We start from the raw sequence: 10,989 nt of genomic DNA on the forward strand, positions 1-10,989 counted from the left end.
CCCTTGGCAAGGGGGGCTGGGGGGATAAACCCTTCCCGAAGACGGGGAGGGAAGGGGTGGGGGCCGCCACACGCCACTAGCCTTCAGTCTCCGGCCACGAAGTAGGGGCCGGTCGGGTTCTCGTTGTTGATCCCCGCGCTGGCGTGGGCTTTGGGGTTGCGCTCGCCGAGGTAGAGCTTCTGGCCCTCGACGTAGCGGCGGTTGGACTCGGCGCGGGGGTCGGGGGAGCCGTAGCCGGGGCCGCGCTGGGCGCCGCGGGGGATAGAGACCTCGAAGCCGGCCTCGAGGAAGAGTGAGGGGTCCCGGTAGCCCCGCCGTCCACGGCCACCCGCAGCACCCCGGCGGCGGGCGGCCTCAGGACGGCGCCGGCGACCTGTCGCAACAGGGCCTGACGCTCCATGCCGTGCCCTCAGCGCTTGACCGGGGGCTTGCGCGGAGGGATCTTGCCCTCGAGCTCGGGCCGGATCACGTCCACGCGGCCTTTCTCGTCGATGGTGTGGACCTTGACCCGGATGGTGTCGCCCATCTTGAGGTGGTCCTCCACGCGCTCCACGCGGCCTTCGGCGATCTGGCTGATGTGCAGCAGGCCGTCGGTGCCGGGGAAGAGGGTCACGAAGGCGCCGAAGGGGGTGATGCGGCTCACCGTGGCGTCGTAGACCTCCCCGATCTTGACCTCCTGGGTCATGCCCTGGATGCGGCGCAGCGCCTCCTTGGCGGCCTCGGCGTTGGCGGAGAAGATGCGAACGGTGCCGTCCTGCTCGATGTCCACCTCGACGCCGAGCTCCTCGAGAGCCCGCACGTTCTTGCCGCCGGGGCCGATCACCGCGCCGATCTTCTCGGGCGAGATCTTGATGCTCAGGATGCGCGGCACCTGGGGCTTGAGCTCGCTGCGCGGCGCGGGGAGCACCTCGGCCATCTTGCCCAGGATGTGCAGGCGGGCCTCCCGGGCCTGCTGGAGCGCGGCACGCATGAGCTCGGGGGAGAGCCCGGAGATCTTGATGTCCATCTGCAAGGCGGTGATGCCCTCGGTGGTGCCGGTCACCTTGAAGTCCATGTCGCCCAGGGCGTCCTCCAGGCCCAGGATGTCGGTGAGCACCACGGCCTGCTCGCCCTCCTTCACCAGGCCCATCGCCACGCCGGCTACGGGGCGCTTGAGGGGCACGCCCGCGTCCATCAGCGCCAGGCAGCCCGCGCAGGCGGTCGCCATCGAGCTCGAGCCGTTGGACTCGAGCACGTCGCCCACCACGCGGATGGTGTAGGGGAACTCCTCCTGGCTGGGCAGCACGGCCTTGAGGGCGCGCTTGGCCAGGTTGCCGTGGCCCACCTCGCGGCGGCTCACCCCGCGCAGGCGCTTGACCTCGCCGGTGGAGTAGGGCGGGAAGTTGTAGTGCACCAAGAAGGGGTCCTCGGTGTCGAGGCCCAGGTCGTCAACGAGCTGCGCGTCGCGCCCGGTGCCCAGGGTGACGGTGCCCAGCACCTGGGTCTCGCCGCGGGTGAAGACGGCCGAGCCGTGGGCGCGGGGCAGCACGTCGGTCTCGATCCAGATGTTGCGCACGTCCTTGGGCCCTCGGCCGTCGGCGCGCTTGCCCTCCTCGAGGATCAGCCGCCGGAGCTCCTTCTTCACCACCTCGTCGAAGGCCTTGCGGGCGAGCTTGCGCCGGGCCTCGTCCACGCTGCCGTCGGGCAGGGCGGGCACGAAGGCCTCGACCAGCTCGTTCTCGAAGGCCTCGAGCGCCGCCGAGCGCTCGCCCTTCGAGGCGGTCTGGAGCACGCCCGAAAGCCCCCGCTCCAGGGCCAGCGCCCGCAGGGCGGCGGCCTCCTCCTCGCCGAGCTTCTCGGGCTCGGCCACGCTGAACTTGGGCTTGCCCAGCTCGGCGCGCATCTGCTCCTGCAGGGCGATGATGGGCTGCATGGCGCGGTGGGCGAACTCGAGGGCCTGCACCATCCGGTCGTCGGGGATCTCCTTGGCCCCGGCCTCGACCATGATGATCGCGTCCTTCGAGCCCGCCACCACCAGGTCGAGCTGCCCGTCCTCGGTGGCGGTGGGGTTGAGCACGAAGCGCCCGTCCTGCAGGCCCACCCGCACGCAGGCGATGGGGCCCGCCCAGGGGATGTCGGAGAGCGTGAGCGCGGCGCTGGCGGCGATGGGGCCGAGGATGTCGGGGGTGTTCTCCTGGTCGGCGGAGAGCACGGTCAGGATGACCTGCACCTCGTGGCGGAAGCCCTTGGGGAAGAGCGGCCGGATCGGGCGGTCGGTGAGGCGCGCCGAGAGGATGGCCTTCTCGCCCGGCCGGCCCTCGCGGCGCATGAAGGAGCCGGGGATCTTGCCCACGGCGTAATGGCGCTCCTCGAATTCCACCGTCAGGGGCAGGAAGTCGGCCTCAATGGGCTGGTCGGAGGCCTGAGCCGTGGCCATCACGATGGTGTTGCCGTAGCGCACCCACACCGAGCCCGAAACCTGCTTGGCGTACTTGCCGGTCTCGATGCTGAGGGTGCGGCCCGCGAGCTCGAGGCTGTAGACCTTGGGGGAGGGGGTATTGGCACTTGATCCCATAATCTCTACCTTTTGTCCAAGCACTAGCTTAACGGACAACGGAACCGGGGTTACCGGTTCCGTGTCTCATTTCGAATCGAAGGATCGAACGGGTGCCCAGGCGTGTGCCTTGGGCGAAACCGGGCGCTGTAGCCCGATGGCCGGCTTTACTTACGCAGCCCAAGCTTCTCGATGAGCGCGCGGTAGGCTTCCTTGTCGGACTTCTCGAGGTACTTCAGCAGGCGGCGGCGCTTGCCCACGAGCACCAGCAGCCCCCGGTGCGAGTTGTGGTCGTTGCGGTTCTTGGCCAGGTGCTCCGAGAGGCGGTTGATGCGCTCGGTGAGCAGGGCCACCTGCACCTCGGTGGAGCCGGTGTCGCCGGCGGCCTTGGCGTGGGTGCTGATGATGCTCGACTTGATTTCCTTCGTAAGGGCCATGACTTCCTCCGTCAGGAAGGGAGACGCTGGGATTGAGCCGTCGCCGGCTCGGCCTCTCCCCCCTCGCAGGCCGGGCGTGCCCGGCCAAACCTTTGTGAGTGTAGCGGCTGGGCGCCGGCGAGTCAAGGCCGCAACCGCCGTGGCTCCCGCGGCCTTCCCGGAGGCGCGGCTCGAGCGGTGGCTGGGTTAGGGCATTCTAGGCCTCCACCTGGGGGAGGCTGACCGGGATGCTCTGGGGGAAGTTGAAGACGTTGTGGGGGTCGTACTTGCGCTTGACCTCCACCAGCCGGGGCAGGTTGGGGCCGTAGTAGGCCTGGAGGGGGTCGGGGATGTTGCTGTCGACGTAGTTGACGTAGGCCCCCGCGGTGTGCGGCAGCAGGGCGTTGCGGAAGTCGCGGATCCAGTCGATGGTCTCCTGCCCGTCGGCAGGGGCGGCCCAGAAGCCGTCGTACTGCACGATGAAGCGGGCCTGGCGCAGGTGGACGGCGCTCGAGGCCGGGTCAATTTGCGCCGCCCGGCCCCCGCCGCCCAGCAGCTGCACCATCGACGGCTGCACGGGGGGCTGCTCGAGCGGGGGGACGTTCTCGAGGTAGTGCTTGAGGATGCCGATGGCCTCGGCGCTGAAGGGCTCCAGCGCCGCCGCCGAGGTGCTCTTGTAGATCTGCTGGTCGTCGTGGACGATCACGTCCCACACCGGGTCCTCCGGGTTGACGCTCTTGCCGCCCTCGCCGTAGAAGAGCCGGGTGGCGACGTTGAAGGGCAGGGGCTGGACGGTGGGGTTGCCGGGGAGGTTGGGCGGGGGCACCGCCTGCAGCAGCGGGGCCAGCAGTTGCTGGGCCTTGGGGAGGTCGGCGGGGTCGTCGGGGGTGTAGAGGCCGTAGAGCTTGACGGTCTTGGTCACGGTGAGCTGGAGCGCGGTGGAGACGTCGTCGTCCACGCCCCAGGCCCAGTCCTGCCAGGCCGCCACCACCGCCTCGAACTGGCTCCAGTCCCACTGCGCCATGAAGGCCACCGCGAAGGAGACCGGGTGCACCCGGAAGAAGAAGCGGGTCACGACGCCGAAGTTGCCGCCCCCGCCGCCCTTGCAGGCCCAGAAGAGGTCGGGGTGGCGGAACTCGCTGGCGATGCGCACCTTGCCCTCGGCGTCCACGAGCTCGAGCCCGATGAGGTTGTCGCAGGTCAGGCCGTACTTGCGCGAGGTCAGGCCGAAGCCCCCGCCCAGCGTCAGCCCGGCCAGCCCCACGGTGGGGCCGGTCGCCAGCGGGAGGGTCACGTTCACCTGCCCCAGCCACTCGGAGAGCTCGAGCATGTGGATGCCGGCCCCGATCTGGGCGATGCGCTGCTCGCGGTTGACGCTGACGTTGTCGAGGTCGCTGAGGTCGATGACGAGCCCGTCCTGGACCAGCGAGTAGCCCTCGTAGCTGTGCCGCCCGCTGCGGGCCCGGAAGGGCACGCCGTTCTCGCGGGCCCACAGGACGGCGTTGGCGACGTCGCGGGCGTTCTGGCAGAACACCACCGCCTTCGGCTGCACGTCGAAGCGCTGGTTGAAGCCCTTGCGGGCGTCGTCCCAGCCGAAATCCCCGGGGTAGACCACCCGGCCCGTCAGCTTGATCTGCGCCATAGCATCCCCCTGGCCCTCGAGGCCCTCCACGAACGAGAAGCCCCCTGAGCTTAGGCCATCGGGGGTTACGCCCGCGTTACGGTGAGGGCGGTCAGTGCTCGCAGCGCTCGGCGCGGCAGAGGCGGAAGTTGCGCAGGTGGGCGCCGATCAGGGTCAGGCTGCCGGCCACGGTGAGCCAGGTCTCCGGCGGCGACTCCTCGAAGCCGCGGGCCGCCACCAGGAAGGCCATGCCCGCGAGGCCGAAGGCGACCACCGCCCGGTCCTTGTGCTCGCGGCAGCCCAGCCACAGCCCCAGCCCGCTGACCGGGACGGTGAGCCACAAGAGCGCGGTGTGCAGCGACTCGCTGCCCAGCACCCCCTGGGCCAGCAGGGGGAACAGGGCCAGCACCACGGGGGTCAGCAGGCAGTGCGCGAAGCACAGCCCGCCCAGCCCCATCGCCAAATGATCCCAACTCAGCCGCTGGCGCACCATAGACTCGAGTCAGTCTAAGGCAAGCCACCCGTCCGAGTGTGCCTTGCCGAACCTTGCACGAAGACGGCTAGCGCGAGCGCGGCCATGGCGCTGCCGAAGAAGAAGGCGTGAGAAGCCCCCAGGCCCTCCCACAACAAGCCGAACAGCAGGCTCGCGGGGAAGAGCAGCAGCCCCACCAGCGTGTGGTAGAGCCCGATGGCGCTGGCCTTCTCGGTGGGCGGGATGAGCGTGGCGAGGTAGGCGCGGCTGCTGCCCTCGAAGGCGGCGCTGTAGAGCGCGTACAGGGCGAAGAGCGCGACCCCCTGCCAGGGTTGGCTCGAGAGCCCGAAGCCCAGGTACACCAGCGCGTACACCGCGAAGCCCGCCGCCACCATGCGCCGCAGCCCGAAGCGGTCGGCCAGCATCCCCAGCGGGTACGAAGCCAGTGCGTAGAGCAGGTTGTAGCCGGTGTAGGCCAGCGTCACCTGCGCGTCGCTGAGCCCGAAGTCCTTGAGGCGCAGGATTAAGAAGGCGTTGGAGGAGAGGCCCAGCGTGAAGATCCCCGTCACCAGCAGGAAGCGGCGGTATTGGGGCGAAAAGCTCGACAGGCGCAGGGGCGGCAGGGGCTTGGGGATGCCCCGCTTCTCCCGCACCAGGAGGAGGATCGTCAGCACCGCCAGCCCCGCCGGGATGGCCGAGAGCCAGAACACCCCCCGGAAGCCCACCAAGGGCAGCAGGGCGAAGGCCAGCAGCGGCCCGATGGTGGCCCCTACCGAGTCCATGGCCCGGTGCAGCCCGTAGGCCCGCCCGTACTGCTCCTGGGGGGTGGCCTCGGCCAGCAGGGCGTCTCGAGGCGCCGTGCGCAGCCCCTTGCCCACGCGGTCCAGGAAGCGGTAGGCCAGCACGTGCCAGGGGGAGGCCGCCAGCGCCAGGATCGGGCGCAGCAGGGCCGGGAAGCCGTAGCCCAGCAGCAGCAGCGGTTTGCGGGCGGCGATGCGGTCGGAGATGCGGCCCCCCGCCACCTTGAACAGGCTCGAGGTGGCCTCGGCCACCCCCTCCACCAGCCCCACGACCTCCTTGCCCAGCCCCAGGCTGCCGGTCATGAACAGCGGCAGCAGCGGGTACACCATCTCCGAGGCCACGTCCATCAGCAGGCTGACCCAACCCAGCGCGTAGACCGCTCGAGGCAGACGGGGCATGGAGAGAGTCTATCGTCCGGCCGGCGGCCGACGGGAAGGGCGGGCCCCGGGGCCCGCCCCACAGGGGTTCAGGGTCCGGCGTTCACCACAGCCGCATCCCGGGGACGGGGTTGAGGTTGGTGAACATCTGGAAGAGCACCGGCCCGTAGGCCACCAGGATCAGCACCGCCGCCACGCCGAACCAGAACCACACCCGGTCGGTCATCAGCGCCAGGGCGTTGCCCTCGGGCTTGGAGATGGCCTCGGCGAAGGGGATCTCCTGGTGTTCGGAGAAGTCGCGCTTAGCCTGCAGGGCCGTGGCGAAGATCACGTAGAAGAAGAAGGCGGCGGCGACGAACAGGATGATGCCCGAGATGATGTTCATCACCATCCAGGGCAAGGAGTCCTGGTAGGCGGCCATGGCCGCGGGGCTCTCGGCGATGTGGGCGCGGCGGGGGATGCCCCACAGGAAGCCCATCCAGTGCAGGGCGAAGGTCATGATGAACATGCCGATGAACCACAGCCACATCGAGGCCCAGGCCAGCCCCGGCCTCACCAGAGGCTTGCCGGTGAGGTGCGGGACGAGCCAGAAGGCGGTGCCCATGAAGGCCATGGCGACGAGCGTCGCGACCTGCAGGTGGAAGTGGCCGGGGATCCAGGTGGTGTTGTGGACCGCCTGGTTGAGGGTGAAGCTGGCGTTGACGATGCCGCCCGCCCCGCCCGGGATGAAGGCGAGGAGGCCCAGGAGCAGCGCCAGCACGCTGGGGTTGTTCCAGGGCAGCGCGGGAATCCAGCCCAGGATGCCCTTGCCGCCCCGCGCGCGCCCGGCGTTCTCGAGGCTCGCCGCCAGCGTGAAGGCGGTCATCAGGCTGGGCACCGCGACCATCATGGTGAGCACGGTGTGCACGAACTTCCACCCCGGGGCGATGCCGGGGTCGGCGAACTGGTGGTGGAAGCCCACGGGGATCGAGAAGAGCAGGAACATCAAGAAGGCCAGCCGGGCCAGGGGGTCGGAGATGAGCCGGCCCCCGGCCTGCTTGGGCAGGATGGTGTAGGCCACCACGTAGGCGGGCAGCAGCCAGAAGTACACGATGGGGTGCCCGGTGTACCAGAACAGCGTGCGCATCAGGAGCGGGTCCACGCCCTCGATCCAGCCGAAGGACCAGGGGATGAGGAAGACCGCCACCTCCACCACCAGCCCCAGCGAGGCCAGGAACCACATCAGCCAGTGGATCAGGCTCATGTAGGTCACCAGCGGCGTGATCTTGCCGGGGTTCTCCCGCCGGAAGCGCAGCCACATCTGCAGCACGATGTACACGCTCACCCAGCTCGAGAGCACGAAGACGGCCGCCCCCACGTAGAAGGCCCAGTGGGCCTTGAGCGGGGCGTAGAAGGTGTAGAGCACCGAGGCCGCGTTGAGCAGCAGCGGGACCGCGGCGATGGCGAGCCCCACGAAGGCCATCCACCACGACACCCACGCCAGCGTCATGTTGGGCTTATAGCCCAGTTCGCGGGCCGGGAAGTACACCAGCAGGGCCTGGGCCATGAGCTGGGTGAAGACGATGGCGTTGAGCACGCCGTGCAGGCTGAGGCCCTGGTAGTAGGACTGGACCAGCGGCTTGAGGTAGGGGTAGAGGTCGAGGCCGCCGTAGTTGAACGACTGCAGCGGGCCGAACAGGGTGCCCAGCAGCAGGGCGGCGAAGCCCAGCATGAGCATGTAGAGGGTCAGCTTCTTCTCGGGGTTGCCCGCGTAGGCGTCCAGACGCGGTAAGGTTCTCACTGCCATTGGCGTTGCCTCCTCGCCCTTCACTCTTCGACCACGATCTTGCTGATCATGCCGGCGTGGCCCAGGCCGCAGTACTCGTTGCAGATGATGGTGTACTCGCCTGCTTCCTTGAAGGTGTGGCTCACCCGGGCCACCTCGCCGGGGATGACCTGCACGTTGATGTTGGTGCGCTCGATCATGAAGCCGTGCTGCACGTCGGGGCTGGTGACGTAGAAGGTCACCTTGCGCCCCCGCTTCACCCGCATCTCGCCCGGGGCGTAGCCGAAGGCGAAGGCCTGCACGTAGGCCACGTACTCCTCGCCCACCTGCTCGAGGCGCGGGTTGGCGAACTGCCCCTCGGTGCGCACCTTGGTCGCGTCCACGCGCTCGGTGCCCACCGGGATGCTGCCGCCGAAGTTGGCCATGGTGTAGGCGATGAGCACCACGAACACCACGATCATCCCGACGCCGAAGACCAGCCAGCCGCGCTCGAAGCGCTCGATCACCGCGTGTTCCTCGTGGTTCATGCCTAGCTCCTCCCCAAGAAGGTGAAGAAGTAGAACAGCCAGAAGGTGAGAATGAAGACGCTCAGCACCCCGACCACCAGCAGTGCGCCCCAAGGTCGATGATCTTTCGGCTTTTCCATGAGTCCTCCCTCGCAGGGAGTGTATTAAGGCTCAATGAGTACAAGTGTCCCAAGGAACAATGTCCCTGGCCGGACCGGCCCCCCGGGCCTCACGCGACCCGTGCGCCCGGCCTGACAAGCGTGGGGGTGGGGTAATATGGCGCGTATGGTGGAAACCGCCCGTGACCACACCCTCTCGATCAACGCCATCCGCATGCTGGCCCTCGACGCCGTCGAGCAGGCCAAGAGCGGCCACGCCGGGATGCCCATGGGCATGGCCCCGGCGGCCTACGTGCTGTGGACGGAGTTCTTAAAGCACAACCCCCGCGACCCCCGCTGGTTCGACCGCGACCGCTTCGTGCTCTCGGCCGGGCACGGCAGCATGCTCATCTACTCCTTGCTGCACCTCAGCGGCTACGACCTGCCGATGGAGGAGCTCAAGCGCTTCCGGCAGTGGGACTCCCGCACCCCCGGCCACCCCGAGTACCACCACACCGTGGGGGTCGAGACCACCACCGGCCCGCTGGGGCAGGGCATCAGCACCGCGGTGGGCATGGCGCTGGCCGAGAAGAAGCTGGCGGCCGAGTTCAACCGCGAGGGCCACCGCGTGGTGGACCACTACACCTACGTGCTGGCCTCCGACGGCGACCTGATGGAGGGGGTCTCGGGCGAGGCGAGCTCGCTGGCCGGTCACCTCCGGCTGGGCAAGCTCATCGTCCTCTACGACGACAACAACATCTCCATCGACGGCTCCACCGAGCTGGCCTTCACCGAGGACGTGCTGAAGCGCTACGAGGCCTACGGCTGGCACACCGTGCGCGGGGTGCACGGGGAGGACCTCGAGGCCATCCGCAAGGCCATCCGCGAGGCCCAGGCCGACCCGCGCCCCTCGATCATCTCGGTCAAGAGCATCATCGGCTACGGCTCGCCGCTGGCCGGGCACCACAAGGCCCACTCCGACGCCATGGGCCCCGAGAAGGTCGCGGCCACCCGCGAGACGCTGGGCTGGGCCTACGCCCCCTTCGAGATCCCCCAGGCCGTCTACGACGACTACCGCCGGGCCCTCCCCAAGGGCGAGGCCGCCCAGGCCGAGTGGGAGCGCCGCCTCGAGGCCTACCGGCAGGCCTTCCCCGAACTCGCCGCCGAGCTCGAGCGCCGAATCGCCGGGAAGCTCCCCGAGGGCTGGCACAGGGCCCTGCCCGGCTTCACCACCGGCGAGAAGATGGCGACGCGCGCCAGCAGCGGCAAGGTGCTCGAGCGCATCGTCCCCGCCCTCCCCGAGCTCATCGGCGGCTCCGCCGACCTCACCCCCTCCAACAACACCCGCACCCCCGACATGACCGACTTCTCCGACGCCAACCCCGTCGGCCGCTACGTGCGCTACGGGGTGCGCGAGCACGCGATGGGGGCCGCGCTCAACGGCATCACCCTGCACGGGGGCCTGCGCCCCTACGCGGGCACCTTCTTCGTCTTCTCCGACTACATGCGCCCGGCCATCCGCATGGCCGCGATCATGGGCGTCCCCACCGTCTTCCTCTTCACCCACGACTCCATCGCCGTGGGCGAGGACGGCCCCACCCACCAGCCCGTCGAGCACCTGATGAGCCTGCGGGCCATGCCGAACCTGTGGGTCATCCGCCCCGCCGAGGCCAACGAGACCGCCGCCGCCTGGCGCATGGCGCTCGAGCGCAAGGACGGCCCCGTGGCCCTCGTCCTCACCCGCCAGCCCGTGCCCACCCTCGAGCACGCCGACCCCGAGGGCGTCCTCAGGGGCGGCTACGTCCTCTCCGACGTGGAGAACCCCCAAGCCGTGATCGTCGCCACCGGCAGCGAGGTGGCGCTGGCGCTCGAGGCCCAGTCCCTCCTCGCCGAGCAGGGCGTCCGCGCGCGCGTGGTGAGCCTGCCCTGCTGGGAAGCCTTCGAGGCCCAAGACCCCGCCTACCGCGAGTCGGTCCTCCCCAAAAACCTCCCCACCGTCTCGGTAGAAGCCGGCGCCACCCTCGGCTGGGAGCGCTACGCCGACAAGAGCATCGGCCTCGACCGCTTCGGCGCGAGCGCCCCCTACGCCGTGGTCTACAAGGAGCTCGGCTTCACCCGCGAACGCGTTGCCGAGGCGGTGAAGTCGCTGCTGTAAGGCACGGGGGAGGGTAGGAGAGAGGGTGAGCAGTAAGCCCTCAGCCGTCAGCGGCTCGTGGCCCGTGGTAAACCCCCCGCGCGCGGGGAAGGAATATCCCCCCTAGCCCCCCTTGTTAAGGGGGGTAAAGAAGGGGCGTTTAGCGTTTTGCGTCTTGCGTTTTGCGTACGGCGTAGGACGTACGACGTACGACCCGCGCCCCGCACCCGGCTATCGACCCCCGCCCCCCGACCCCTCATAATGGC

At 69.3% G+C, this 10,989-nt stretch carries 9 protein-coding genes; 1 reads left to right on the plus strand and 8 read right to left on the minus strand.

Annotated elements, in window-relative coordinates; translation table 11 throughout:
• Nucleotides 1–409: 409 nt before the first annotated feature.
• The 8 genes from pnp to Mterra_RS14635 form a co-directional block, all read right to left on the minus strand.
• A complete protein-coding gene (gene pnp / locus Mterra_RS14600) occupies nt 410–2,554 on the minus strand; it encodes a polyribonucleotide nucleotidyltransferase (protein ID WP_119315841.1) in 2,145 nt (714 codons plus the stop codon).
• A gap of 146 nt (nt 2,555–2,700) precedes the next feature.
• Nucleotides 2,701–2,970, minus strand: a complete 270-nt coding sequence (gene rpsO, locus Mterra_RS14605) for a 30S ribosomal protein S15 (protein WP_027893143.1) — start codon at nt 2,968–2,970, stop codon at nt 2,701–2,703.
• Nucleotides 2,971–3,166: 196 nt separating this feature from the next.
• Entirely contained in the window at nt 3,167–4,591 is a 1,425-nt protein-coding gene (locus tag Mterra_RS14610) for an FAD-binding oxidoreductase (RefSeq protein ID WP_147372813.1), read from the minus strand.
• Between the two features lie 91 nt (nt 4,592–4,682).
• Nucleotides 4,683–5,060, minus strand: a complete 378-nt coding sequence (locus Mterra_RS14615; protein ID WP_170159680.1) for a MerC domain-containing protein — start codon at nt 5,058–5,060, stop codon at nt 4,683–4,685.
• Between the two features lie 17 nt (nt 5,061–5,077).
• The gene (locus tag Mterra_RS14620; RefSeq protein WP_119315844.1) at nt 5,078–6,241 is read right to left on the minus strand and encodes an MFS transporter; all 1,164 of its coding nucleotides are present in this window, start codon (nt 6,239–6,241) and stop codon (nt 5,078–5,080) included.
• Nucleotides 6,242–6,323: 82 nt separating this feature from the next.
• Nucleotides 6,324–8,006 carry a b(o/a)3-type cytochrome-c oxidase subunit 1 gene (locus tag Mterra_RS14625; protein WP_119315845.1) on the minus strand — a complete coding sequence of 561 codons (1,683 nt, stop codon included), beginning with the start codon at nt 8,004–8,006 and terminating at the stop codon, nt 6,324–6,326.
• 20 nt (nt 8,007–8,026) lie between these two features.
• Nucleotides 8,027–8,512, minus strand: a complete 486-nt coding sequence (locus tag Mterra_RS14630) for a cytochrome C oxidase subunit II (RefSeq protein WP_119315846.1) — start codon at nt 8,510–8,512, stop codon at nt 8,027–8,029.
• Nucleotides 8,513–8,514: 2 nt separating this feature from the next.
• Nucleotides 8,515–8,631: a cytochrome c oxidase subunit 2A gene (locus Mterra_RS14635; protein ID WP_119315847.1), complete on the minus strand. Its 117-nt coding sequence runs from the start codon at nt 8,629–8,631 to the stop codon at nt 8,515–8,517.
• 145 nt (nt 8,632–8,776) lie between these two features.
• Here Mterra_RS14635 and tkt point away from each other — a divergent pair, with 145 nt between their 5' ends.
• A complete protein-coding gene (gene tkt, locus Mterra_RS14640; RefSeq protein WP_119315848.1) occupies nt 8,777–10,744 on the plus strand; it encodes a transketolase in 1,968 nt (655 codons plus the stop codon).
• The last annotated feature ends 245 nt before the right edge of the window (nt 10,745–10,989 follow it).

The organism is Calidithermus terrae (genome assembly GCF_003574345.1).
In the GTDB taxonomy this organism is placed as follows: Bacteria; Deinococcota; Deinococci; order Deinococcales; family Thermaceae; genus Calidithermus; species Calidithermus chliarophilus.

What these genes read in the sequence shown, in the direction of transcription:
- pnp (WP_119315841.1), bottom strand. Translation starts at nt 2,554, where the DNA reads ATGGGATCAAGTGCCAATACCCCCTCCCCCAAGGTCTACAGCCTCGAG.
- rpsO (WP_027893143.1), bottom strand. Translation starts at nt 2,970, where the DNA reads ATGGCCCTTACGAAGGAAATCAAGTCGAGCATCATCAGCACCCACGCC.
- Mterra_RS14610 (WP_147372813.1), bottom strand. Translation starts at nt 4,591, where the DNA reads ATGGCGCAGATCAAGCTGACGGGCCGGGTGGTCTACCCCGGGGATTTC.
- Mterra_RS14620 (WP_119315844.1), bottom strand. Translation starts at nt 6,241, where the DNA reads ATGCCCCGTCTGCCTCGAGCGGTCTACGCGCTGGGTTGGGTCAGCCTG.
- Mterra_RS14625 (WP_119315845.1), bottom strand. Translation starts at nt 8,006, where the DNA reads ATGGCAGTGAGAACCTTACCGCGTCTGGACGCCTACGCGGGCAACCCC.
- Mterra_RS14630 (WP_119315846.1), bottom strand. Translation starts at nt 8,512, where the DNA reads ATGAACCACGAGGAACACGCGGTGATCGAGCGCTTCGAGCGCGGCTGG.
- Mterra_RS14635 (WP_119315847.1), bottom strand. Translation starts at nt 8,631, where the DNA reads ATGGAAAAGCCGAAAGATCATCGACCTTGGGGCGCACTGCTGGTGGTC.
- tkt (WP_119315848.1), top strand. Translation starts at nt 8,777, where the DNA reads ATGGTGGAAACCGCCCGTGACCACACCCTCTCGATCAACGCCATCCGC.